This is a genomic window from Brachybacterium phenoliresistens (genome assembly GCF_000576425.1).
In the GTDB taxonomy this organism is placed as follows: Bacteria; Actinomycetota; Actinomycetes; order Actinomycetales; family Dermabacteraceae; genus Brachybacterium; species Brachybacterium phenoliresistens.
In genome coordinates, this window is record NZ_KK069995.1 from 101418 (window position 1) to 126392 (window position 24975).

At 75.2% G+C, this 24975-nt stretch carries 22 protein-coding genes; 13 read left to right on the forward strand and 9 right to left on the reverse strand.

Translation table 11 applies throughout. The features are described from left to right. Window positions 1-327: 327 nt before the first annotated feature. The 3 genes from BF93_RS19610 to BF93_RS11295 all read right to left on the reverse strand — a co-directional run bounded on the left by BF93_RS19610 (window position 328) and on the right by BF93_RS11295 (window position 3332). Window positions 328-495, reverse strand: coding sequence for a hypothetical protein (locus tag BF93_RS19610; protein WP_156954129.1), 168 nt, complete (start codon window positions 493-495; stop codon window positions 328-330). Between the two features lie 109 nt (window positions 496-604). Beyond that, complete coding sequence (locus BF93_RS11290; protein WP_084148487.1) at window positions 605-2041, reverse strand: MFS transporter; 1437 nt, start codon at window positions 2039-2041, stop codon at window positions 605-607. 34 nt (window positions 2042-2075) lie between these two features. Further along, window positions 2076-3332 carry an FAD-dependent oxidoreductase gene (locus tag BF93_RS11295; RefSeq protein WP_051486863.1) on the reverse strand — a complete coding sequence of 419 codons (1257 nt, stop codon included), beginning with the start codon at window positions 3330-3332 and terminating at the stop codon, window positions 2076-2078. A 76-nt stretch (window positions 3333-3408) separates the two neighbouring features. Here BF93_RS11295 and BF93_RS19035 point away from each other — a divergent pair, with 76 nt between their 5' ends. The 4 genes from BF93_RS19035 (at window position 3409) to BF93_RS11315 (ending at window position 9896) form a co-directional block, all read left to right on the forward strand. Next, entirely contained in the window at window positions 3409-3999 is a 591-nt protein-coding gene (locus tag BF93_RS19035) for a TetR/AcrR family transcriptional regulator (RefSeq protein ID WP_051486864.1), read from the forward strand. 242 nt (window positions 4000-4241) lie between these two features. Further along, a complete protein-coding gene (locus BF93_RS11305) occupies window positions 4242-5171 on the forward strand; it encodes a hypothetical protein (protein WP_084148489.1) in 930 nt (309 codons plus the stop codon). Further along, window positions 5171-6097, forward strand: a complete 927-nt coding sequence (locus BF93_RS11310; RefSeq protein WP_038372724.1) for an S-layer homology domain-containing protein — start codon at window positions 5171-5173, stop codon at window positions 6095-6097. Before BF93_RS11305 ends, BF93_RS11310 begins: the two co-directional genes overlap by 1 nt. A gap of 100 nt (window positions 6098-6197) precedes the next feature. Next, window positions 6198-9896: a S41 family peptidase gene (locus tag BF93_RS11315; protein ID WP_038372725.1), complete on the forward strand. Its 3699-nt coding sequence runs from the start codon at window positions 6198-6200 to the stop codon at window positions 9894-9896. A gap of 179 nt (window positions 9897-10075) precedes the next feature. Here BF93_RS11315 and BF93_RS11320 read toward each other — a convergent pair whose 3' ends face one another. Continuing rightward, a complete protein-coding gene (locus BF93_RS11320; protein WP_038372726.1) occupies window positions 10076-10402 on the reverse strand; it encodes a hypothetical protein in 327 nt (108 codons plus the stop codon). 449 nt (window positions 10403-10851) lie between these two features. Continuing rightward, complete coding sequence (locus tag BF93_RS11325; RefSeq protein WP_038372728.1) at window positions 10852-11118, reverse strand: hypothetical protein; 267 nt, start codon at window positions 11116-11118, stop codon at window positions 10852-10854. A 105-nt stretch (window positions 11119-11223) separates the two neighbouring features. Here BF93_RS11325 and BF93_RS11330 point away from each other — a divergent pair, with 105 nt between their 5' ends. The 7 genes from BF93_RS11330 to BF93_RS11360 all read left to right on the forward strand — a co-directional run bounded on the left by BF93_RS11330 (window position 11224) and on the right by BF93_RS11360 (window position 18892). Then, on the forward strand, window positions 11224-12177 hold the full coding sequence (locus tag BF93_RS11330; RefSeq protein ID WP_051486865.1) for a LysR family transcriptional regulator: 954 nt from the start codon (window positions 11224-11226) through the stop codon (window positions 12175-12177). Then, complete coding sequence (locus BF93_RS11335) at window positions 12174-12824, forward strand: hypothetical protein (protein WP_038372729.1); 651 nt, start codon at window positions 12174-12176, stop codon at window positions 12822-12824. Before BF93_RS11330 ends, BF93_RS11335 begins: the two co-directional genes overlap by 4 nt. A gap of 59 nt (window positions 12825-12883) precedes the next feature. After that, entirely contained in the window at window positions 12884-13531 is a 648-nt protein-coding gene (locus tag BF93_RS11340) for a copper chaperone PCu(A)C (protein WP_051486866.1), read from the forward strand. Beyond that, a complete protein-coding gene (locus tag BF93_RS11345) occupies window positions 13528-14796 on the forward strand; it encodes a Dyp-type peroxidase (RefSeq protein WP_038372730.1) in 1269 nt (422 codons plus the stop codon). The genes BF93_RS11340 and BF93_RS11345 overlap by 4 nt, the downstream gene beginning before the upstream one ends. 230 nt (window positions 14797-15026) lie before the next feature. Beyond that, window positions 15027-16514, forward strand: a complete 1488-nt coding sequence (locus BF93_RS11350; RefSeq protein WP_038372731.1) for a gluconokinase — start codon at window positions 15027-15029, stop codon at window positions 16512-16514. A gap of 85 nt (window positions 16515-16599) precedes the next feature. Next, window positions 16600-17700 (forward strand): Gfo/Idh/MocA family protein, encoded by a 1101-nt coding sequence (locus tag BF93_RS11355; protein ID WP_051486867.1) that lies wholly within the window; start codon window positions 16600-16602, stop codon window positions 17698-17700. 127 nt (window positions 17701-17827) lie between these two features. Further along, window positions 17828-18892, forward strand: coding sequence for a methyltransferase family protein (locus BF93_RS11360; protein WP_232226340.1), 1065 nt, complete (start codon window positions 17828-17830; stop codon window positions 18890-18892). A gap of 102 nt (window positions 18893-18994) precedes the next feature. Here BF93_RS11360 and BF93_RS11365 read toward each other — a convergent pair whose 3' ends face one another. Beyond that, entirely contained in the window at window positions 18995-19306 is a 312-nt protein-coding gene (locus BF93_RS11365) for a hypothetical protein (protein ID WP_156954131.1), read from the reverse strand. A gap of 214 nt (window positions 19307-19520) precedes the next feature. Here BF93_RS11365 and BF93_RS11370 point away from each other — a divergent pair, with 214 nt between their 5' ends. Next, window positions 19521-20162 carry an NADPH-dependent F420 reductase gene (locus BF93_RS11370; protein ID WP_038372733.1) on the forward strand — a complete coding sequence of 214 codons (642 nt, stop codon included), beginning with the start codon at window positions 19521-19523 and terminating at the stop codon, window positions 20160-20162. 130 nt (window positions 20163-20292) lie between these two features. On the opposite strand, the gene BF93_RS11375 is transcribed toward BF93_RS11370, so the two are convergent. The 3 genes from BF93_RS11375 to uxaC form a co-directional block, all read right to left on the reverse strand. Further along, window positions 20293-21126, reverse strand: coding sequence for a C40 family peptidase (locus BF93_RS11375; RefSeq protein ID WP_038372734.1), 834 nt, complete (start codon window positions 21124-21126; stop codon window positions 20293-20295). 411 nt (window positions 21127-21537) lie between these two features. Next, window positions 21538-22797, reverse strand: a complete 1260-nt coding sequence (locus BF93_RS11380) for a mannitol dehydrogenase family protein (RefSeq protein ID WP_038372736.1) — start codon at window positions 22795-22797, stop codon at window positions 21538-21540. Beyond that, on the reverse strand, window positions 22794-24224 hold the full coding sequence (uxaC, locus tag BF93_RS11385) for a glucuronate isomerase (RefSeq protein WP_038372737.1): 1431 nt from the start codon (window positions 24222-24224) through the stop codon (window positions 22794-22796). Before uxaC ends, BF93_RS11380 begins: the two co-directional genes overlap by 4 nt. A gap of 204 nt (window positions 24225-24428) precedes the next feature. Between uxaC and BF93_RS11390 the strand changes: the two genes are divergently transcribed. Further along, window positions 24429-24920 (forward strand): hypothetical protein, encoded by a 492-nt coding sequence (locus BF93_RS11390; protein ID WP_038372739.1) that lies wholly within the window; start codon window positions 24429-24431, stop codon window positions 24918-24920. Window positions 24921-24975: the final 55 nt, after the last annotated feature.

Here is a 24975-nt window from a genome sequence, read left to right on the forward strand (position 1 = left end):
GGATCGCGTCAGCCCGGCCGCTCTCCTCGATGTCGGCGCAGTACGACGGCAGACGCCGCATACAGTCCCGCGCTGAGGAGGAAGGGGATGATCGCGCTCGGCTCGAACCGGGACCCGGCGCTGAGGAAGTTCGTCACGATCATCCATACGCCGAGCATGATGAGTAGCCAGGGCGTCGATCGGTTCGCCTGGACCGCCCACCCGGGCGGTGGCGATCCACGCTCCCCGTCCCTGACCTCTCCTGCTCCCTCTGTGACCATATGTGCCTATCTCCCACGGTCGTGCTGCGGTTTCCGATGGTGATCTCTGCGCGGTTCATCGGCCGGACTATCGACGATCCAGGATTCGACGCGCGACGTCCATCGACATGTCCATGTACCCGACGAGGATCGGGGGCAGGGGGACTCTCGAGATGGACCCGCCGTCGTCGACGACGAGCCGCGGGCTGAAGCCATAGAGGTCGTGAGCATCGGCACGATCGAGGAAGAATTCCACGGAGAAACGAGCTTCTCGGGCATTCTTCGGGACCTGAGGACCACGGGCGGGACTCCCGCCCCCACGCACCGGGACCTGAGGACCATCCCATGACCCCGGCATCCCGTCCTCACGACCGCCGGCGTCGCAGGGCGAGCACGGCGACGCCGATGCCCACCGCGCCGAGCGCCGCGATGCCCGCACCCATCAGCGCCGAGCCGCCGACGGCGACCAGCAGCCCCACGAGCGCGGAGGCGATCGTGGTGGCGATCAGCTCGGCGGTGTTCACGCCGGCCGCGGCCTTGGCCCCCTCGACCGGGTCGTCGCTGCTGCGCATCGCGGCGACGCTGAGGTGGGGGAAGGCGAGCCCCACGCCGGTGCCGGCCAGCACCAGGCCCACCACCCACAGGCCGATCGCCCATCCCGCGGGCGCGGCGTGCTGGGTCGCGGTGAACACGAGCAGCCCGCCGGTCACCAGCACCGGCCCGAGGATCATGAGGATCCGCCGGCTGCGCTCGCGCTCCGCGCCGACGCTGAAGATCTGCGAGAAGCTCCAGCCGATGGACACGGTGGCGCCGAAGATCCCGGCCAGCAGCGGCGTCATCCCCGCGAGCTCCTGGCCGAAGCGGGGCAGGAAGATCTCGACCATCGCGGTGGCGCTGAGGATCCCCAGCAGGATGTACAGCCACTTCAGGGGGTTGCCGCGCCGGTAGGTCATGCGCGGCAGCACGGAGGAGGGCGCCGCCCGCTCCACCACGACGAAGCCGACCAGCAGCAGCGCCCCGGCCAGCAGCCACAGCAGCATCGGCCCGCCCGACGGCGCCACCGCGGCGATGCTGAACGCCGCGGCGGCCAGGACGATCGTGATCAGGGACGGCACCGGGAGCGGGCCGACGCCGCGCGTGCGATCACCGCGCCCGGGGAGGCTGCGCAGGGACGTCAGGCCCAGGGCGAGGGCCACGAGGGCGAGCAGCCAGAACGCCCCGCGCCACATCTGCAGCTGCGCGAAGGCCCCGCCGAGGACGGGGCCGATGAGGGTGCTCACGCCCCACATCGCCGAGACGAGCCCGGTGGCGCGGGTCCACAGGTGCGTCGGCAGGGCGTCGCGGATCACCGCGTAGCCCAGTCCCGCCAGCAGGCCACCGCCCATCCCCTGGATCACGCGGCCGCCCAGCAGGGCCGTCATCGACGGCGCCATCGCCGCGCCGACGGATCCGGCGGCGAACAGGAGGAACGCCAGCAGGTAGGCGCGGGAGGGGCCCAGCAGCGCGGCCGTGCGGGCGACCAGCGTCGAGGTCAGCACGCTGGCGACCATGTAGGAGGTGGTCACCCACGCGAAGTAGGCGCCGCCGCCGATGTCCGCGATCACCGAGGGCAGCAGCGCCGCCGTCACGAAGGCGCTCATGGCGTAGACGGCGACGCCGCCGGCGAGGACGAGGGAGGCGGCCAGGTGCTCGGGGCCCAGCAGCTCGCGCCAGCTGCCGGTGGGCTCCGCGGCCCGGGAGGGATCGGTGCGCACGGCGGCGCCGGGGGTCTGCTCCGGAGGTCCGGCAGGATCGAGGGTCATGGCGCTGAGGCTAGGACCTCAGGTGAGCTTGAGGTCAAGGGCGGGCCGCAGGCAGGTCCCGGCGCGCGAGGGCCGCACGGGCGACCTCGTCCGGATCCGGGCGCGATTCCAGCAGGCCCAGGATCGGCCCGAGCGCCGCGCGCATGCTCAGCCTCCGGGTGATCTCCTCGCGCGCCAGGGCCACCAGCCGGCTGCGCCGGAACATCAGGCGGGCCAGGGATCGGGAGTTGCGGTGCGCGGCCTCGACGCGGGGGCGCTGGACGGCCTCCCACGCCTCCAGCAGCGCGGGCAGCTCCTCCCGGTCGGCGTGGGCGAGGATCCGCCCCAGCATCCACGCGGATTCGAGGGCCATGCCCGCGCCGATGCCGGCCGTGGGCAAGAATCCGGCGGCGGCGTCGCCCAGCAGGATCCCGGCCGGCATCACCCAGCGGGGGCAGCGGGCATCGTCCAGCCGCCACCGGTAGGGGTCCTCCTGCGCGGCGATGGCGTCGAGGGCGCCGGTCAGCCGCGCGTCGATCCGGGGCAGTCGCGCGCGCACCGTGCGGCAGAACTCCTCGCGCCCGCGGTCGAGATCCGCATCGGGCCCGCCGAGGAAGACGCCGAGCCGGTCCCGGACGGGGTAGGCGCCCAGGAAGAACCCGTCTCCCCAGGTCTCCTCGGCCAGGCCCGGGTCGCCGTGCAGGGGCGCCCAGGCCACCCAGCCCGACCACCCGGTGCGGAGGGTCTGCGCCTGCGGCGCATCCAGGAGGCCGCGCATCCGCGAGCCGATGCCGTCGGCCCCGATGACCAGGTCGAAGGTCTCCTGGGCGACCGCCTCGCCGTCCCGGGTCACCAGCTCGACCCGGGAGCCGGTGGCGGTGCGGGCCACCGCGGCGACGGTCAGCCCGGTGGTCATCGGGCAGCCCGGCGCGGCGAGCACGTCCATCAGCGCTCCGCGGGAGATGCCCTGGTAGTCGCCGTGCACGCGCATCAGCTCGCCCACGTCGTCGGTGCGCAGCACCGCCCCGCGGTGGGAGCGGAACCGGAAGCGCGTCAGCGGGACGCCGGCGGCGCGGTACTGCGCGCGCACCCCGAGGTCCTCGAAGGCCTGGTCGACGGCGGGCATCAGCGCGAGCATGTAGCCGGGATGCTCCTGGATCGGCGAGCGGTCGATGAGCACGGGGTGCAGTCCGTCGCGTCGCAGCATCTGGGCGATGGTGAGCCCCGCGATCCCGGCCCCCACCACGAGGACGCGCAGGCGATCCTCGGCCTGGTCGGCGAGCTGGGTGTCGAGCGGGACGTCGTGGATCATGGGAACCTCCGGAGTGGACCACCTGGTCCACTCCACCGTACGCCGTGTGGACCACCTGGTCCAGTAGAGTCGGTCCATGACATCCCGCGACCTCGCCGGCCCCCATCGCCAGGCGCTCCTCGAGGCGACCGTCGAGGAGTTCGCGGCCGCCGGCTATCAGGGCGCGTCGCTGAACCGGATCATCCGGGCCGCGGGGATCAGCAAGAGCAGCTTCTACCACGCGGCGGGCTCGAAGGCCGAGCTCCTGGACGTCGTGGTCCGCGCGCTCGTCGACGAGATCCGGGCGCAGTGGTCCCCGCCTCCCGCGGAGAGCTTCGCCGACGGCGACTTCTGGCAGCAGGTCCAGGACGCGCTGGAGGGCTTCGCCGGCCTCGTGGCGGGCTCGCGGGAGGCCGCGCTGCTGGGTCGGATCCTCTACCTGCCCGCCGCGGAGGGCGACGACGCCCGCTCCGCGGTCCTCGACGACGTGGGCCGATGGATCGCCGCGGTCATCGCGGCGGGCCGCCGGGCCGGCGCCGTGGAGGATCGGCCCGACCCGGCGGTCCAGGCGGCCGCGGCGATGGGCCTGCTGCGGGGCCTGGACGAATGGGCCCTGGCCCAGGCCGAGCCCGTCCCCCTGGACGCCGCGGAGGTGGCTCGGCTGCTGCGACGCCTGCTGGGCGCCTGAGCCCGCGGTCGGCAGCGACCCGCGCCCGCCCGGGCCCGATCCGCCGGAGCTCGCGGAGCCGCGGCGCCTGAGCCCGCAGGGCCGGGCGGCGCGAGAGCGACGCAGGCGTGTGATCTCGGTGAACTTCCCGGTGGATGCGGCGTGGCACCGCGATCGGCGGGGGCCGATTCCGTACGGTGGCACCGTCGAGACGCCGCACCCCGGCGCTCCCGCCCCGCCCCTCCCCACGTCGAAGGAAGAGCATGCCGCCCAACCCCGCGGGTCCCGTCCCCTCGGAGGGCGGCACCTCGATCGGGACCTCGGCGGCATCGGACTTCTTCTCCCTCCCGCGCGACACCCGCGCCCTGACCTGCTGGGGCTCCTCCTCGATGGCCTTCGGCCGCGCCGACGAGGGCACGCCGCTGACAGCGCGCCTCTCGGACCGCCTCGCCCTGGCCCTCGCCCCCGCGCCGGTGGCCAACCACGCCGTGGGCGCCACGCTGAGCATCCACTCCCTGCTGCAGCGCGGCCTGGAGACGCCGACGGCCACGCCGGCCAGCAGCGGGGCCGGCACCGTGCGCATCGCCCTGGACCCCGAGATCCCGCCGCGCGCGGGCATCGAGTTCCCGGCGGACATCGCCGGTGTCGCCGGGCGCGTCACCTGCTCGGCATCGGCCTGGTCCTTCACCCCGGAGGATCCCGCGGCCGCCACGCCGACCGGCATCCTCACCTCGCACCTCGGGGCGGAATCCGCCGGCAGCCGCCACCTGCTGTGGATCGGCAAGAACAACATCCGCGACGTGCAGGGCGTCCTCGCCCACACCCAGGCCATGTGGGACGCGGCCGACTCCCCGGCGGAGGACACGCTGGTCCTCGGCCAGTGGCCCACCCCCTCGGACCCGCACGGCTCGGACACCGGCGACGCCCTGCGCGCGGTCAACGCGGAGCAGGCCTCCCGCTACGGCGACCGCTTCCTCGACATCGCCGGCGCCCTGGCCGATCCGGAGGCCCTCTCCCGCGGCCCCGTCGCCGCGCTGCGGCTCATGGAGCAGGGCGGCACGCACGACGCCATCGCCCAGGGCATCGCGCCCCCGGAGCTGATGGGCTCCGACGACATCCACCTCAACGGGTGGGGGAACCTGTTCGTGCTGGACCTGCTGCTGCAGCGGATGAAGGAGCTGAGGTGGCTGTGATGCGCCGGCCCGTCCCGCCGCGGATCCCCGGCGTCCGCGGCCCGGGCCCCCGCGGCATCGCGGCCGATGCCGTCCCGGGCGCCCGCGGCATCGCGGCCGATGCCGCCGCCCCGGCCGTCCGCAGCACGGGGCGCGGCGGACGCCGCATCAGCCGCCGCGTGGCCGCCGCCGGCATCGGCGCGGTGGCGCTCGTGCCCCTGGGCGGCATGGTCGCCGCCGCCCTGAACGGCACCTCCCGCGCCCCCGACGCCGCGCCGAGCACCGGCCGGGCGCCCTCGGCCGCCCCGGCGGCGTCCTCCCCGGTGCCCACGCCCGATCCGCCGATGTTCTCCGACGTCGGCGCCGCCCACCCCGCCCGCGACGCGGTCGAATGGGCGGCCGGGGCCGGGGTGCTCCCCGGCCGTGAGGACGGCACCTTCGGCCCGGACGAGACCATGTCCCGCGGCGGGTTCGCGCTGGCCCTGCACCGCTACGCCGGCGCGCCCGAGACCGCGACGGACTCCCCCGTCTTCACCGACCTGCCCGGGGACGCGGACCTCGCCGCCGCCCTGCAGTGGGCCGGGGCCCGAGGGATCCTGTGGGGCGACGGGGACATGGCCGTGCGAGCGGGGGCCCCGCTCACCCGCTCGGACCTGGCCGCCGCGCTGATGGCCGCCTTCGCGGGGGGCCTGGCCGCCACCGGCCGCGCCGTGCAGCCGGCGGCCTCGACGCCGTTCTCCGACGTCGACGACGCGGCCGCCTCGACCGTCCCGCTGCGCTGGGCCACCGCCGCCGGGGCGCTGGAGCGCAGCACCGTCGCCGCCGACGGCACGGCGCTGGCCGACGCGACGGGCCCGGGCGAGAACCTGCTCGTCCCCCAGCGCGGCACGACCCGCGCCGAGCTCGCGGTGGCGCTGCACGCGATGCAGGAGCTGCTGCGCTCCTGAGGGCTGCTGCGCTCCTGAGAGCTGATGCGCTCCTGAGCATCGGCCGCCTTCTGGGAAAAGCGGGTGAGCGCTGTCCGCCTCACGTCCTAGGGTGAGGCGCATGACATCGCTGCCTTCCGCGACCCCTGCAACCGCCCCGGCCCTCAGCTACCTGCGCCACCCCGACGTGCACGGCGACCTGGTGGTGTTCACCGCCGCGGACGACATCTGGCTCGCCCCGCTGGCCGGCGGCCAGGGCTGGCGCCTCACGGACGACGGCGCCCCCGTCCGCTACCCGCGCTTCTCCCCCGACGGCGAGCACGTCGCCTACGTCTCGCTGAGCACCGGCAGCCCGGAGGTGTTCGTCGTGCGCACCGACGGCTCCGGCTCCCCCGTGCGGCTGACCGTCACCGGCAACCGCAACACCCGCGTCGCCGGCTGGCTGGACGACGGCCGGGTGCTGGTGACCACCCCGCACGGCGCCCCGCTGTCCCTGCGCGACGCCCAGCTGTGGGCGATCGACCTCGAGGGCACCGCGGAGCTGCTGCCCCTGGGCCGCTCGAGCGAGGCCGCGATCCACGAGGACGGCACCACCGTGGTGGTGACGATGTGGCGCCGCGAGCCCGCGGCCTGGAAGCATTACCAGGGCGGCACCGCCCCCAAGCTGTGGATCTCCCGCGAGCCGCTGGCCCTGGACGCCCCGCGCGAGCAGCACGCCGCGCGCCGCTGGGAGCCGCTGCTGGACGAGATCCTCGCCGGGAAGACCCGCGTGGCCTGGTACGGGGACCGCCTGATCTTCGCCTCCGACACCCCCGGCCCCGGCGCGGAGCGCACCGACCGCGCGAGCGGGAACCTGTGGTCGGTCGACGCCTCCGGCACCGACCTGCGCCGGCACACCGACCTCACCAGCGCGCAGGGCTACCTGCGCGAGCCCGCGACCGATGGCCGCACCATCGTGTTCACCTCCCGCGGCCGGCTCTTCGCGATGGACTCCCTGGACGCCGCTCCCCGCGAGGTCGAGGTGCGCACCGCCGGCGTCGCCGCCCACCGCCGGCCGCGCCGCATCGACCCCTCGGACACGCTGCTGGCGATGCGGCCCACGCACGACGCCCGGGCGAGCCTCGTCGAATGGCGCGGCACCGCGCACCTGCTGACCCACCGCGGGGGCCCGGCGCGGCTGCTGGCCGGGCGCTCCGGCCTGCGCATCCGCGAGGTGCGCCCGCTGGGCCGGTCGCCCTTCGCCCTGCTGGTCTCCGATGCGGCGGCGCAGTCCGATCGCACCGACGGCGGCGTCGGCTCCGATGACCTGCACGTGCGGCGCCTGGACGCCGGCGGCGAGGAGATCGCTCTCGGCATCGCCGATCTCGCCGACGGCGGGATCGGCCGGATCCTGCATGCCGTGCCCTCCCCCGACGGGTCCCGGGTCGCCCTGTCCACGCACGACAACCGTCTCTGGCTCGCCGAGCTCACCGGCGTGGCCGACCCCGCCGGGGCATCGGCCGCCGGAACGACGACAGCCGGGGCGCCGGACTCCGGGGCATCGGGGTCCGGGACATCGGCGTCCGGAGCATCGGCGTCCGGAGCATCGGCCGCGGAGACGTCGGGCGCGCCGGCGGCGGACACCGCGCCCGCGCCGGGCACCGCAGAGCCGACGCCTCCGGTGCTCGCCTCCGTGCGCGAGGTCTCGCGCAGCGAGGGCGGCGAGATCCGCCACCTGGCCTGGTCGCCGGACGGCCGCCACCTGGTGTGGACCGAGCCCAACAGCTGGCAGCTGGGCCGGCTGATGCTGCTGGACACGGAGGCCGATGCGGAGACGGCGGTGCGCCCGCTGACCAGCGGCCGCACCTCGGACTTCGCCCCCGCCTTCAGCGCCGACGGCCGCCACCTGGCGTTCCTCTCGGCCCGCACCTTCGAGACGCAGTACGACGACATGGTCTTCGACCTGTCCTTCATCGCCTCCGAGCGCCCGTTCCTGCTGCCGCTGGAGCGCACCACCCGGGACCCCTTCGGCCCCGATGCGGACGGCTGGACCACCGCGGCCGATGCCGGCTCCGGCGCAGACGCCGGGAGCGGAGGCCCTGACGGCGGCGCTGCGACCGCCGAGGGCGCGGCGGCCGAGGCCGCCTCCGCCTCGCCCGCCGGCGGGACCCACGACCTCGAGCACCCGATCCCCGGCAGCGGGGAGGACACGCGCGCCGCCGCGAGCGCCGGCCGCGCCGCCGGGGCCCGCGACGCCCACACCCCGCCGCGCACGGTGATCGACCCGGAGGACGCCGAGCAGCGCGTGGTCCCCTTCCCCGTCGAGTCCGGGCACATGAGCCACCTGCGGGCCGTGACCAGCGGATTCGTCTGGCTCCGGCATCCCGCCGAGGGCGTGCTGGGCACCGCCCGGGCCGGGGTCGAGGCGGAGCCGCCGCGGCCCGTCCTCGAGCACTGGAACCTCGCCGACCGCAAGCTCACGGTGCTCGCCGAGGGCGTGGACGACCTCGAGGTCTCCGGCAGCGGCGACGTGCTCGTGATCCGGCAGGGCGGCTCCTGGGCCGCGGTCCCCTCCGACCGCAAGGTCGAGGACGAGGATCCGGCGCGCATCGCCATCGGCACCGACCGCCTGCGCCTGACGGTGGATCCGGTCGCCGAGCGCCGCGGCATGCTGTGGGACAACTACCGGATCATGGCGCAGCAGTACTGGCGCGAGGACATGGACGGCCAGGACTGGCACGCCATGACCAGCTGGTACGACGAGACCGTGGATCGCGTGGTCACCGACGACGACTTCGCCGACATGCTCTGGGAGACCGTCGGCGAGCTCGGCACCTCCCACGCCTACGTCATGCCTCGCGCCCTGCACACCGACCTGCCCGAGACCCCCGCCCACCTGGGGGCGGACCTGCGCCGCGACGGCGAGCGCTGGGTGATCGCCCGGATCCTCCCCGGCGAGTCGACGGACCCCGAGGCCCGCAGCCCCCTGCTGGCCCCGGGCGTCGCCGCGCAGGTCGGCGACGCGGTCGTCCGCGTGGACGGGCGCCCGGTGGATCCGCGCCGCGGCGTGGAGGAGCTGCTGATCGGCTCCGCCGGCCGGCCCACCGAGATCGTCCTCGAGCGCGAGGGGACGCAGCGCCGCGTGGTCGTGGTGCCGCTGGCCGATGACACCCAGCTGCGCTACCAGGCATGGGTCGCCTCCCGCCGCGAGGCGGTGCGCGAGCTGTCCGGCGGGCGCCTGGGCTACCTCCACATCCCCGACATGGTCTCCGGCGGCTGGGCGCAGATGCACCGGGACCTGCGCGAGGCGACCGCCTGCGAGGGAATCGTCGTGGACGTGCGCTACAACAACGGCGGCCACACCTCGCAGCTGGTCACCGACCGGCTGGCCCGCCGGGTGCTGTCCTGGGGCTACCCCCGCCACGAGCGCCCCGACACCTACCCGTCCTTCGCCCCGCGCGGCCCCGTGGTGCTGGTGACCAACCAGGAGTCCGGCTCCGACGGCGACATCGTCAACGCCGTCGCGCAGGCCATGCGGATCGGCCCGGTGATCGGCACCCGCACCTGGGGCGGCGTGATCGGCATCGACGGCCGCTTCGACCTGGTGGACGGCACCGGCGTCACCCAGCCGAAGTACGCCAGCTGGTTCGAGGGCGTGGACTGGTCGATCGAGAACTACGGCGTCGAGCCGGACATCGAGGTGCCCTTCCCGCCGAACGCCTGGGTCGCGGGCACCGATCCGCAGCTGGAACGGGGCGTCGCCGAGACCCTCGCCCTCCTCCAGGAGCGCCCGGCCGCCGTCGCGCCCCCGCTGCCCCCGGCCCGCTTCGGCCGGAGCTGACCCGGGCGAGCGGCCGCCACCAGGCGGCTGACGGCTGACGACCAGCCCGCCGAGTGCCGCCTGACGAGCCAAATCCGGTCGGATTTGGCTCGTCAGTCGGCACTCGACCGTTCCTTGTCGGGCATCCGACCGGGGACCTCGGCGACGATGGTGCCCGGTCCGGCGGGAGCCCGAGGGGCTCAGGAGAGCGGCTCGAGAGTGTCGTCCTCGAGGTCAGGGAGCATCTCGTGATCGTCGTAGGTCATGTAGTCCACGGAGTGCAGGTAACCGTCGACGACCCACAGATCGAGCTGGCCGAGCCCCTCTCCGGCGCGCGATACATCCACGGTGGAGAACGGGCCGCCACCGTGCCGGATTCGGGCTGCCTCCGGCAGCTGGGGAACCGAGATGAGGAAGCAGTCGCACTCGTCGAGCTGGTACCCACCCCATGACGCGACGCGGAGCTGCTCGCGGGCCGGTTCACGGGACGGGTGATCCCCGCTGCACAGAAGGTCCAGCAACGCCATCTCCTTCGCGGAGAAAGCACTCCCCACTGCGCGACCACGACTCATCTTCACCCCTCGAGGGTACGGGGGCGACCGGTTGAGACCGCCGTCGAATCTGGCTCATCAGGCGGCGGTCGACCGGTCCCCTTCGAGCATCCGACCGAGGACCCCGGCGACCGAGGCGCCCACGTCCGGCGGGGCCCGCGTGGCGCGTGCGGCGGCCCGAGGGGACGCGCCCGCACCGTCGGCCGTGCTGCGAAGGAGGATCAGCCGAGATGCGGCGACGGGCGCACGCCAGGACCGATCCTTCTCCCCGCTCCCCCGGTTCCTGCCGCCGACCGCCGGTTGACGAGCCAGATTCGGCCGGATTTGGCTCGTCAGGCGGCGGTCGCCACTGCGGGCCGCGCGGCGATCGTGGCGGCGGGCCGCGGGGCGGGCCGCGCGTCGGGCCGTGGCACCGGCCGAGGGGGTCAGCGGAGGCCGACGAAGGTGATGGTGTGGTGCGGGAGGCCGTCGCGCTCGAGGTCGGACAGGCGCGGCATGGGCTCGCGGGCCCGACCGTCCTCGCCGACAAGGCGCGAGCGGGGCTGGAGGGCGTCGGGGCGCAGCTCGGCGGCGATCCGGCCGGGCCGCCCGCCGTCGATCCGGGCGGCGATGCGGTGGGAGAGGGCGCCGAGGGCCACGGTCACGACGGCAATGAGGAGGATGAGGGCGAGGCCGATGGCGAAGGAGGTCATGTCTCGATCCTGGGCCCGGCGATGCGGTAGGACAAGCGAACGTTCCTACCCCTCCGTTCAGCGATCATGAACAGTCTCGGGTCCCATCGGACGTAGCATGGGGCGATGATCGACCCGCTCAAGCTCCGCGTGCTGCGCTCCGTCGTGGAGACCGGCAGCATCCGCGCGAGCGCCGAGGCGCTGGGGTACACCCCGTCGGCGGTGAGCCAGCACCTGTCCGCGCTCAAGCGCGAGACCGGCCTGGAGCTCATCGAGCGCTCCGGGCGCGGCATCGTCGTCACCCCCGCCGGCCGGGTGCTCGCCGAGGAGGCGGGCGCGGCGCTGGAGGCGCTGGACGCCCTGGCCCGCACCGCCCGGAACCTGCGGGAGGGGCGCACCGGCAGCCTCAGCTTCGCCTATGCGAGCTCCGTCGCGGCGCAGTGGGTGCCGGTGATCGCGCAGGACGTCCGCTCCCGCTTCCCGGATCTCGCCCTCGAGCTGACGCTGCGCGACTGCACCCGCGGCTGGCCGCCGGGGTACGTGCCGGACGTCGTCATCTGCGACGACTCGACGGACCTGCCCACCCCGCGCTACCAGGTCATCGACCTCATCGAGGAGGGGTACAGCGCCCTGGTGGGGCTCGACCACCCGCTGGCGGGCCGCTCCAGCGTGCCGATCTCCGCCCTGGCGGAGTACGCGTGGGCGACCGACGACCCGCCGGACTCGGTGTGGTTCGACCGGATCGGCTCCGCCTGCCGCGCCGCGGGCTTCTCGCCGAACATCGAGGTCAACCCGCCGGACTTCTCCGTGGTGCTGGGCTTCGTCGCCTCCGGGGACTTCGTGAGCGTGCAGCCCACGCTGATCACCCTGGGGCTGCGCCCGGACGTCGTCGCGATCCCGCTCGACGGCATGGGCCCGCGCCGCCGCCTGCGCGTGATCGTCCACGAGGGCGTCCAGCACAACCCCGCCGCGCAGCACATCATCCGCCGCACCCGGGAGATGGCCCGGGACTACGTGAGGTCCGTGCCGGACGTCCTGGATCTGACAGCTCCGCGCGAAGGGGCCACACTGGGGGCATGAGCACCGGACGGGAGCCGCTGCGCCTCGTGCGCGGAGCGCTCGCGGCCACCCTCGCGACCGCCGTCGCGCTGCTGGGCCATGTGCTCGGCGGCGGGGATGTGCCCGCCTGGGCCGGGATCGCCCTGCCCTGGTGGCTGTCGATCACCGTCTGCACGGTGCTGGCCGGCTCGCGGTTCTCGGTGGCGCGCCTGGCCATGGCGGTCGCGGCCAGCCAGGGGCTCTTCCACCTGCTGTTCGTGGTCGGCACGCCGAGCCGCGGCGCCGCGGCCCTCTCCGACGCCCCGGGCGTGCACCTGCACCTCGGCGCCTCCCTCCCCGTCGCCTCCCAGCCCGCCGGATCGCTGGGGGCGGAGCATCTCGCCCATGCCGCCCAGCTCAGCGGGCCGATGCTGCTGGGGCACCTCGCCGCCACCGCGGCGACCGTCGCCGTCCTGCATCGCGGCGAGAGCGTGCTGCTGCGCGCCCTCGAGCTGGCCACGCTGGTGGGCGCGATCCTCGCCCGCGTGCTGACGCCGCTGCGCGTTCCCGATCTCCATCTCCCGGCGCGACGCCGCCCGTCCGCGCCGGTCTCGCATCTGCCGCGGCGCCGTCGCGCCCTGCTGCGCCCGCTGCTGCGGCGCGGTCCCCCGCAGCTCGTCGGTTCCTGAAGCGGCGCCCGGACATCCTGTCCCGGCGCCATCCGACGATCCTGCGAAGGACCCCTCTGATGACTGCATCCGTTCCTGCCCGCCGTCCCGTCCTGCTCGCCCTGGGCTTGCTGGGCCTGGCCGCCTGCACGGGCCCCGACGACTCCGATCCGACCCCTGCCCCGGGCTCCGCCGCCTCGGACGGCGGGGGCGCCGCCGACTCCTCCGGGGCGGGCTCCGCCCCGGCCGATGCCCCGATCGCCGTGGCCGACGCCTGGGTCAAGGCCGCCGAGTCCGGCATGACCGCCGCCTTCGCGACCCTGACCAGCACGGCCGATGCGCCGATGCGCCTGGTCGGCGCCCGCAGCGAGGCCGCGCCCACCATCCAGCTGCACGAGACCGCGTCCGACGGCTCCGGCGGCATGTCCATGCAGGAGAAGGAGGGCGGGTTCGAGATCCCCGCCGGCGGCACCCTGGTGCTCGAGCCCGGCGGCGACCACATCATGCTCCTCGACCTCGCCGAGCCGCTGCTGGCCGGGGACGCCGTCGAGATCGTGCTGCTGTTCGAGGACGGCGCCGAGGTGCCGTGCACGGCGCAGATCCGCGACTTCGCGGGCGCCCAGGAGGAGTACGCCAGCGACATGGACGGCATGGGCGACATGGAGGGCATGGGCGGCGCCTCCGACGGCGGCGGCGAGCACGCCGGCCACGAGGGCATGGGCCGATGAGCCGCGGCGACCACGACGCCGACCGTCGCCGCCTGCTGCGGGCCGGCGCGATCGCCGGGGTCGGGGCGGGGATCGGCGCGGGGGCGGGAGTCCTCGGCGCCGGCGCCGTCCGGACCCGCGAGGACGCCCTCGGGCGCACGGCGGCCGGCTCCGCGGCGGACGCGGAGGCGGCGCCGACCGCCCTCATCGGCGAGGAGACGATCCCCTTCCACGGCACCCACCAGGCGGGCATCGCGACGCCTGCCCCGGCGCATGCCGTCTTCCTGGGTCTGGACCTGCGCCCGGAGACGGACCGCGACGCCGTGCTGCGCATGCTGCGGGTGCTCACCGACGACGCGGCCCGGCTCACGGCGGGCACCGCGCCGCTGGCCGACACCGAGCCGGAGCTCGCCGCCGCCCCGGCCCGGCTCACGGTGACCGTCGGCTTCGGCCCGGGCCTGCTGCAGCGGGCGGGGCGGGAGGCGCCGGCCTGGCTGGCGCCGCTGCCCGCCTTCGCGATCGACGCGCTGCGCCCGGAGCTCGGCGACGGGGATCTGATGCTGCAGGTCGGAGCCGAGGATCCGCTCGCCCTCGCCCATGCCGCCCGAATGCTGCTGAAGGGCCTGCGCGGCGCCGCGACGGTGCGCTGGCGCCAGCAGGGATTCCGGCGCGCCCACGGCACCGTCCGCCCGGGGACGACCATGCGCAACCTGTTCGGGCAGGTCGACGGCACCGCGAACCCGCAGCCGGGGACGCCGGCCTTCGATCGGGCCGTGTGGATCCCGGAGGGTCCCTTCGCCGGCGGCACCTCCCTGGTGCTGCGCCGGATCCGGATGGACGTGGACACCTGGGACGAGCTGGACCGCACCGGGCGGGAGGAGGCCATGGGCCGCCGCCTCGCCGACGGCGCCCCGCTGACCGGCGGCGGCGAGCACGACGCGCCGGACTTCGCGGCGCGGACGGAGAACGGGTTCCCCGTGATCGCCGAGTTCTCCCACGTGCGGCGGGCCCGCGGCGTCGACGCGGCCGACGGCGGCCAGGTGATCTTCCGCCGGGCCTACAACTACGACGTCGCCCCGGATCCGGGCGGGGCCGAGATCTCGGAGTCGGGCCTGATCTTCGCGTCCTACCAGGCCGATCCGCGGGCCCAGTTCCTGCCCATCCAGGAGCGCCTGGCGGAGCTGGACCTGCTGAACCAGTGGACCACGCCCATCGGCTCGGCGGTCTTCGCGATCCCGCCGGGCGCGGCCGAGGGCGAGATGCTGGGGCAGTCCGTGCTGGAGTGAGGGCACGCGGCCCGGCCGGGCGGGAGCTCCGGCCGGGCCGTGACCTCTGCCGCGCCGCGGACCCGTCGAGCAGGAGCGGCCCGGCCGCCCCCGGGGCGGGTCCGGCGTCACCGGGGCGGGTCCGGCGTCCCGACGCGCCGTGGCAACAAGCGGCCAGCGCATTCCCGGCGGCGGCGAAGCTCCGTAGGCTGGGGGATCGCACGTACGACGCCGTCGACCCGGAGGATCCCGTGACCCCTCGCTTCCACACCCCCGCCGACGAGGCCCGCGCGCCGTACGTGATCGGGCTGGACGTGGGGTCCGGCGGCTCCCGGGCGGCGCTGTACGACGCGAGCGGCCGCGAGGTGGACCGGCGCAAGCACAAGGTCCCCCACGCCTTCACCACGGCGGACGACGGCACCTCCACCATCGACGCGGACCAGGTCGTCGAGGAGCTGCGCACCGGCATCGCCGCCGTCCTGGACGGCGCGCCCGGGCCGGTGGCCGGGATCGGCATCGACACCTTCGCCTCCTCCCTGGTGGTCGTGGACGAGGCCGGCCGCGCCATCACCCCCTGCATCACCTACGCCGACACCCGCTGCCGCGACCAGGTGGCGCGGCTGCGCGAGCAGCTGGACACCGCCGCCCTGCACGACCGCACCGGCGCGCGGCTGCACTCCTCCTACCTGGCGCCGCGGCTGCTGTGGCTGCGCGAGCAGCACGGCGAGATCCTCGAGCGCGCCCACCGCGTGATGGCCCTGGGCGAGTACGTGGCCCTGCGCCTGCTGGGCACGGCGGCGCTGGGCACCGCATCGGCCGCCTGGTCGGGGATGATCGACCGCCGCACCGGGCAGTACGTGCCGGAGCTGCTGGAGGCCGCGGGCGCCTCGGCCGATCTGCTGGGCGCCCCGCGCGACCCGCAGGACACGGTGGACGTCGCCGGCACGCCGCTGGCCCGGGAGTTCCCGCAGCTCGACGGCGCCCGCTGGGTGCCGGTGGTCGGCGACGGGCTCACCGCGAACCTCGGCATCGGCGCGCTGGGCGCCACCACCTGGGGCATCTCCACGGCGACGTCCGGGGCGATCCGCCAGCTCGTCGACACCGAGATCGGCACCCTCCCCAGCGGCCTGTGGGCGTACCGCGTCGACGCCGGGCGCACCCTGGTCGGCTCCGCGATGAGCGACTGCGGGCGCCTGCTGGACTGGATCCGCACGCAGACGTCCCTGCCCGAGGATCTCTCGCAGCTGGACACCGACGCGCTCCTGTCCTCCCCGCCGAGCGCCGGGACGCCGCTGGTGGTGCCGTTCCTCTCCGGCGAGCGCGGCACGAAGTGGCGCGACGGCGCGCGGGCCGTGATCGCGAACGTCTCCGCCTCCACCACCGCGGAGGACCTGCTGCGCGGGGCGCTCGAGGGCCTGGCGCTGTCCTTCCTGCGGATCGCCGACCAGCTGCGCGAGATCAGCGGCGAGCCCGAGCGGATCGTGCTCTCCGGCGGCATGACCGACGTGGTGCCCGGCTGGCTGCATCTGCTGGCCGATGCGCTGGGCATGCCCGTGGACCACGTGGCGATCTCCCGCTCCACCATGCGCGGCACGGCGCTGCTGGCGCTCGAGCAGGTCGCCCCCGACGTGCCCCGCGCCGAGGTGCCGGTGCTGCGCCGGGTGGAGCCGGTCGCCGCGCACGCCGCCTACTACCGCGAGCGCCTCGCGCGCTTCGAGGCCTTCGGCGACCTCGCCTGAGGCCGCCGCCGCGCACCGGACCACGACTCCCCTCGCGCCCGATGACCCGTCCCGCGCGCCCCGCCTGTCGAAGGAGACACCCCGCATGACCTCCCCCTCCCCTGCCGTCCCCCGCCCCGACCATCCGCTGCGGGTCGCCGTGGTGGGCGCCGGGGTGATCGGCGCCCACCACTGCCGGGTCATCGCCACCACCGACGGGATCGAGCTGGGCGCCGTCGTGGACGTCGACCTCGAGCGGGCCGGGGCCCTCGCGGCCGAGCACGACGCCCCTGCCGTCGGCTCCCTCGCCGAGGCCCTCGCCCCGGAGCACGCCATCGACATCGTCGCCGTGTGCACGCCCTCGGGGCTGCACGCCGTCCTCGCGATCGAGGCGATGGAGGCTGGGCGCCACGTGCTCATCGAGAAGCCGATCGACGTGGTCGACGAGCGGGCCGCCCGCATCGACGAGGCCCGCCGGGCCGCCGGGGTGCAGGCCGCCGTGATCAGCCAGCACCGCTTCGACGCGGCCACCGAGCAGGTCGCCGCCGCGATCGCCGCCGGCCGCCTGGGCCGCGTCACCAGCGCCGTCGCCTCGGTGCCGTGGTGGCGGTCCCAGGAGTACTACGACTCCGGCCAGTGGCGCGGCACCCTCGCCCTGGACGGCGGCGGCGCCCTCATGAACCAGGGCGTGCACACGGTGGACCTGCTGTGCGCCTTCCTGGGCCGGCCGGTCGAGGTGTTCGGCTACACGGCTCTGCTGGCCCACGAGGGCATCGAGGTCGAGGACACCGCCGCGGGCGTGATCCGCTTCGACGGCGGCGCCCTGGGGCTCATCCACGCGACCACCGCTTCCTTCCCCGGCTCCGGCGTGCGCCTGCAGGTGCACGGCGACCAGGGCGGGGCGACCATCGAATCCGACCGTCTCATCGCCCTGACCTGCCGCGACGCCGACGATGCCGGGGCCGATGCGGGGGCATCGGACGGCACCGGCGGGACGCGCGGGACCGGCGGCGCCGCCGAGGCCGCCGCCCCCGCCCCGGACTTCGCCCACGCGCACCGCCTCCAGTACGAGGACCTGGTCCGGGCGATCCGCACCGGCGGCGCGGTGCGGGTCGGCACCCGCGAGGCCCGCACCGCCCTCGCGGTGATTAACGGGCTGTACGAGTCGGCGCGCACGGGGGCGCCGGTCGCGATCCCCGAGTTCTGACGACGGCGCCGGCGACCGGTCCGCCGCCGATCCGGGCTGCGGCCGGGACACGCCGGGCCGCCACGGCGATCCGGCCCTCCGCACCGGTCCCGCGGTCGTACGATGGCACCATCGGGAGGGCGATGAGATGACCAGCAGGGCCAGCCGCACGGTGCACGAGGTTCCGCTCGTGGGGCCGATGACCCCGCGCCGGACGGCCCGCGCCTACTTCGCCCTGCAGTCCGTGGCCGGTGCCCTGTGGTGGCTCGGCGTCGCGACCGTCCCCGGCGTCCGCACCGCGACCCTCGGCGAGCTGCCCGCCCTGCCGATCGCCATCGCGGACGTCCTGCTCTTCGTGCTCGGCTCGGCGCTGGTGGCGCTGGACGTGCGGCGGGCCGTGCCCGTCGTCCTCGGCTGGACCGCGCTGGTCGCGCTGGGCATGGCCGTGTACGCGACGGTGACGACCTCGGCCGGGGCGGGCGCCGTGCTCATGATCGCGGCGACCGTGGCGAGCGTCCTCGCCGGCGTGGTGGTGCTCCACGGGCGCCTCCCCGCGGAGCGGGTGCTCATCGGCCCCCTGGCCTTCCGTTCCGCGCCGCGACGGGATCGGCGCGAGCATCTCGCCGCGACGTTCGCCCAGATCCTCGTGTTCTGGCCGCTGTTCCTCGCGATCATCCCCCTGCCGGTGGTGCTGCTCGAGCGCCGATGGCGCCTGGATCTCACCCTCCCCGACGGCTCGACCGACGGGGCGGCTCTGGCCTGGTCGATCGCCTCCTGGTCGATCACGGCCGCCGGCGCGCTGGTGCTGATCGGCGCGAGCGCGCTGGGGCTGTGGGCCGCCTACGTCATGTCCACCCTGGGCCGCGGCACCCCGCTGCCCTCGGCGATGCCGCGCGCGCTCGTGATCGCCGGCCCCTACCGCTGGGTGCGCAACCCGATGGCCGTGTCCGGGGTGGGCCAGGCCGTGGCCGTCGGCATGGTCGCCGGGTCCTGGATGGTGGTCGCCTACGCCCTCGCCGGCGGGGCGATCTGGCATCTGCTGGTGCGCCCGCACGAGGAGCGCGACCTCTCCGAGCGCTTCGGCGCCCCCTACGAGATGTACCGCTCGCAGGTGTGCTGCTGGATCCCGCGCCGCCGCCCGCTGCCCGGCGCGCCGATGCCCCGCGGGGCCGCCCCGCGACCGGCCGGGGGCCCGGGCCCGCGACCGGCCTGAGGCTCTGCCGGGCCGGCGTCGCCGCACGTCCCGGCGATGCCACGCGTCCCGGCGCGACCGCGCCTCGCGGCACATCGGGATCGCAACCCGGCATGTCGCAGCTCAGACGGGCGGGACCCGCTCGAACACGAGGCGATGCACCGCGCCGCTGCTGGACGGCGAGGACTCCGAGACCAGCCGGTAGCCGCGCTCGCGCGCTCCCTGCTCGACGACCTCCCGCGGGGCGGAGGTGTGGTGCACGGTGATCTCCGCCGTCTCCCGACCGTCGAACACCTCGTCGAAGAGGGCCGGTGCATCCCGCAGGGCCTGGCGGCGCGCCCGGTCCGTCATCAGGACGACGAGGACGACGACCGCTGCCCCGACGGGGGAGAGCGGGATGGCGATCAACGCCAACAGCACCAGCAGCGACTCCATGGGGTGAGCGTGCCATGAGATGCCCCCGGCAGGGGCCGGCGGCCCGAAACCGGCAGCAGGGCCCGTTCCTCGGGCGCTGCGAGCATCGGCCGTCCGGCGGGCAGGGCCGCTACCGTGGGGACGGGCCGCTCCGCGACACGTCTGCTGGCCTGCGCCGGCCCGTCATCCGCCGTCACACGGGAAGCCTCTGCCCCGATGCGTCGTTGCAGCGGACATGACGACAGTGGGAATCATCGGAGCAGGCAACATCGGCAGTGCGGTCGCGAAGGCCGTCATCGGCGCCGGGTACGACGTGGTCATCGCGAACTCGCGGGGCCCGGAGACGCTCGCGGAGCTCGTGGCGGAGCTGGGGCCGAAGGCCCGCGCCGCCACGGCGGAGGAGGCCGGCGCGGCCGGGGACATCGTCGTGGTGACGGTGCCCCTGCACGCCATCTCGAAGATCCCGGTCGAGCCGCTGGCCGGGAAGATCGTGCTGGACACCAACAACTACTACTACGAGCGGGACGGGCGCATCCCGGCGCTGGACGCCGGGGAGACCACCACCTCGCAGCTGCTGCAGGAGCACCTGCCCCAGTCCACCGTGGTCAAGGCCTTCAACCACATCGCCGCCGCGGAGATCCTCACCGACACCGCGCCCGCGGGGACCCCGGGCCGGCGCGCTCTCGCGGTCTCGAGCGACAGCCCCGAGGCCGTGGAGCTGGTGACGCGCCTGTACGACGAGCTGGGCTTCGACGCGGTGGACGTGAGCCCGCTCAGCGAGTCCTGGCGGGTCGAGCGCGATCGCCCGGCCTATGTGGTGCGGCAGGACGCCGAGGAGCTGCGCGCGAACCTGGCGCGAGCGAACCGCCTCCCCTGATCCGCCCGCCCCGGTGGCGGCGCGAGGGCCGGCCGCCCCGGGGGAACCGCGGACGACGCACAGGGCGCCCTTCCCGGAGGAAGGACGCCCTGTGCGTGGTGCTGGCGGGTGCTGCGCGGGCAGCGGCCGATCAGCGGTAGGTCACGAAGGAGGGGTTGCCCCAGATGGTGCGCTCGGAGACGGAGCCCTTGGAGGAGCCCGCGTCGACGACCTTGTTGTTGCCGGCGTAGATGCCGATGTGGCCGGGCCACACGACGAGGTCGCCGGGCTGGGCCTGGGACTGCGAGATCCGGGTGCCGCCGTGGGCCTGCTTGCTGGAGCTGTGGGGCAGGTCGATGCCGAACTGGCCGTACACGTACTTCACCAGGCCGGAGCAGTCGAAGCCGCTGGGCGAGCTGCCGGCCCAGTCGTAGTCCACGCCGATGTACTGGCGGGCCGCGTCGACGATGGAGCCGCCGCTGGTGGACTTCGAGGAGGAGGCCTCGGCCTCGGCGGAGGAGTCCGAGGAGCTCACGGACACGCCGCCGGAGAGGGAGCCGCGGGTCTCGGGGCCGACACGGCCGTCGACCTGCAGGTCGTTCTCGTCCTGGTAGGCGCGGACGGCGGCGTCGGTCTTCGGGCCGAACTTGCCGTCGACCTCGAGGTTGGCGCCCTCGTCGTTCAGCAGGGACTGCAGCGCCTCGACACGCTCGCCGCTCTTGCCCTTGTAGAGGGTCTTGGTGGAGGACAGCAGGGTGGAGACCTGCGCCTGGTCGGGCGCGGTGGTCGAGACCTCGGTCGCGGTGAGCTCGGCGGGGGCCGGGGCGGCCGGCGCCGCGGGGGCGGCGGAGGCGCTCTGCGCGGCGAAGGCGGAGCCGACGACGACGGTGCCCAGCATGGCTGCGCCACCGATGCCCTTGTAGGCGAAGCGGGTGGCACCGTTGCGGGCGCGGCCGGCGGCTCGGTGGGTGTTGTGCTTGGTCATGTCTGCGGTGTTCCTTCTCTGTCGTCCGCGGGGAGGCGGGCAGTCCTGCGTCACGTATGCGTCTGGTCCTGGGCGGTGCCTCGCGTCGGAGGGACGGGGCGCCCGCTGTCGTTCGACAACGCTATGAGCCCGCGAGCGCCGTGCCAACCGCTGTGAACCGACCGTGCAGGGTTCTTGACCAACGCTTTAGTCGCGTTGACATTTTTCGGTCCTGGCAGGTGATCGGCCGCACTCGGCTTGCCCTCTCCTGACGAATCGGACGCTCCGGACATGACGGAGGCCACCGCCCCGGGACGAGATGCCCCGGGGGCGGTGGCCGGATAGAGGGAGGGCTCCTGCGGCGGCGCCCTCTGCCGTTCAGCCGCCCGCTGCGGCCCAGCCGCCTGCTGCAGTCCAGACGCCCGCTGCGGCTCAGGCGCCGGCGGAGAGCACCGCGGCCGCCAGGGCCTCCGGGTCGGTCTCCTCGCCCAGCAGGGCGACCAGGGCCCGCACCCGGGCTCCGTCCTCGGCGAGCGCCGCCGCGGCGGCGATCTCCTCGGCGCGCGGGTCGGCGATCCGGTGGCCCGCCCGGGAGCGGGCGGTGACCCAGTCGGTCCAGGCGCGCACGGCGGCGACGCCCGCCGGGGAGCGCCCGGGACCGCCGCGCTCGGCGATCACCGGCAGGATCCGCACGCGCAGCTTCTCGGAGCCGTCGGCCGCGATGCGCAGCAGCGCATCGGCCAGCCGCGGGTTCCGGAAGCGGGTGAGCAGGGCCGAGGTGTACTCGTCGAGCTCGGCCTCCGGCAGGTCGAGGGTCGCGCGGGCCTCGGCCCAGACCTCCTCCATCGCCGCGCGCACCGCCGGGTCCGCGACGGCCTGGTCGACACGCTCGTGCCCGGCGAGCTGGCCCGCGTAGGCGAGGAAGGTGTGGGCGCCGTTGAGCAGCCGCAGCTTGCGCCGCTCGTGCAGGGCCACGTCGCCGGTCAGCTGCGCGCCCGCGGCCTCCCAGGCGGGACGCCGGCCGCGGAAGGAGTCCTCCAGGACCCACTCGTGGAAGGGCTCGGTGACGACGGTGGCGCGGTCGTGGAAGCCCAGCCGCGTGCTCGCGAGGGCCATCTCCTCCTCCCCGGCGACCGGGGTGATCCGGTCGACCATGGTGGAGACGACGTCCACGTGGGCGTCGAACCAGTCCCGGGTCCCGGCATCCAGCGCGGCGAGCACGGCCCGGCGCAGCACCTCGCCGTTGCCGACGAGGTTGTCGCAGGAGACCAGGGCGATCGGCTCCTCGACGCCGGCCTCGCGGCGGGCGCGCAGAGCAAGCGCCAGGCGGGCCGGGGCCGATGCCGCCGGGTCGGAGCCGGCCGCGTACCCCTTCTCGGTGATGGTCAGGGTGACCACCGCGGTGGCGGGATCGGCGATCACCCGGCGCAGGGCGCGCAGGTCCTCGGCCGGGAAGGCCTCGTCGATCACGGCGATCTCCTCGACCTCGTCGGTCTCGGGGCCGCGCACCACCAGGCCGTACCGGCCGCCCTGCGCCGTGAGGGTCTGCGCGATGGTCGGGGTGCGGCCGGTGAACGCGGTGACGTCCCAGCCGCCGGCGCGGGCGGTGTAGGCCAGGGTGTGGGCGCGGGCGAAGGCGCCGATGCCGAGGTGGACCAGGCGCGGACGCGGCACCGTGCCGGCGGGGCTCATCGGGCGCCGCCGGGCAGCGTGAAGACCTCGCGGGGATGCTGGGAGGGCAGGGTCTCCGCGAGCGCGGCGGCGTCCTCGATCCGCATGCGGTGCTCCGCGACGAGGCTCGCGAGATGGTGCGCGTCCAGGCGGCGGGACATGTCGTGGCGCGCCGGGATCGAGCAGAAGGCGCGGGTGTCGTCGATGAACCCGCTGGTGCGGGTGTAGCCGATGGTCTCCGAGACGGCCCTGCGGTAGCGCAGGATCGCGTCCGGGGCGTCGATGAACCACCACGGCGCCCCCGCGTAGACGCTCGGGTAGAACCCGGCCAGCGGGGCGATCTCCCGGGAGAAGACGGTCTCGTCGATGGTGAACAGGACCAGCCGGAACCCCTCGGCGAGGCCCACATCGTTCAGCAGCGGGGCGAGGCCGTCGACGAAGGTGACCGCGGTGGGGATGTCGGCGCCCACATCGGCGCCGTACCGCTCGAAGGTGCCCCGGTGATGGTTCCGGTGCACGGCGGGGTGCAGGGTCATGACCAGGCCGTCGTCGGCGGCCATTCGGGCCTGGTCGGCCAGCAGGTGACGGCGCAGGGCGAGGGCGTCGGCCGGGTCGATGGACCCGCCGCGGGCCCGGGCGAACAGGCGTGCCGCATCGGCCTCGTCCAGGCGCGCGGTGCCCACGTCGGCATGGGAGTGGTCCGAGGACACGGCCCCGTGGTCCCGGAAGTACAGGCGGCGCGCCCGCATCGCCGCGGTGAAGCCGGCGTAGTCCCCGGTGTCCACGCCGGCGGCCTCGCCGAGCGCGTCGGCGAGCTGCGCGAAGTCCTCGCGGGCCGGCTCGAGGTACTTGTCCGGGCGGAACGTCGGGACGACCAGCCCGGCGAAGTCCGGGTCGTCGGCCAGGGCCCGGTGCGCCGCCAGATCGTCCGCGGGGTCGTCGGTCGTGGCGAGGACCTCGATGCGGAACTGGTCGAACAGGGCGCGGGGGCGGAACTCGGGGCGCGCCAGCCGCGCGGCGATGTGGTCGTACAGCTCGTCGGCCGTGCCCGGGGTCAGCACCTTCTCGATGCCGAAGACGTCATGGAACTCGTGCTCCATCCACAGGCGCGAGGGCGTGCCGGCGTAGGCGTGCCAGTGCTCGGCCAGCAGGCGCCAGGCCCGCCGGGCATCGGCCTCCTCGAGCGGGCCGCGGCCCACGCCGAGATCCGCGAGGGAGACGCCGCGCGCATGCAGCAGGCGGGTCACGTAGTGGTCGGGGGTGATGAACAGGCTCGTGGGGTCCCGGAAGGGCGTGTCCTCGACCAGCATGGCGGGGTCGACGTGCCCGTGCGGGGAGACGATCGGCTGCGACGCCATGCGTCCGTACAGTTCGCGCGCGATGTCGCGGACCGCCGGGTCGCGGGGCAGAAGGCGGTCCGGATGGGGGACGAAGGCGTCGTTGCTCATGGGCCTCATCATCCGGACGGCGGACGGGCCGGGCATCGTGTTGCCGCAGGTTGCCGGGCCGCGGCCGGCCGTCCCGGGGTCCGGGCGGCCCGTGCCGGGAACCGGACATCTCGGTAGGTTCGGGGCAGGCCCGCGGCGATCGACGAGGCCCGGGCGGTCCGGCGCCCGTGTCCCCCGCAGGTCCGGAGACGAGGCAGGAGCATCATGCAGGAGCAGCGATTCGCGTACGCGGTGAGCGCGCGCACGGCGGTGGGCGGTCTCCTGCTGGGGCTGGTGTTCCTCGGCGCGAGCGGATGGGGGCTCGTGCACGGCTGGGGGATCTCGCTGTACCTGGCGCACTTCGGCGCGGACGTGGCCCGCTGGTTCTATCTCGGCGGAATGGTGCTGGGCCTGGTGCTCCTGCTCGGGTTCCTGCGCCTGGTGCTCGCCGGCCGACGGGAGGTCGTCGTCTCCGCGCAGCGCATCACGGCACCGGCCTCGGAGTCCTCGCGCCGCCTGGTGGAGATCGACCCGGCCGCCATCCGCCGGATCACGATGCGGTCCTCCCAGGGCGTGCACTCCGCGATCATCACGCATCGGGGCAGGACGGTGCGCCTGCGCAGCCCGCACTTCGCCAGCCACGGGCACTTCCTGGCCTGCCTCGACGCCATCGAGGACGCCCGCTCCCTCGCCGCCGGGGAGAGCCCCGGCCGCTGAGCGGCGGCGAGGACTGCCCGGACGGTGCGCCGTCCCGCAGCGCCGCCGCGGCGGC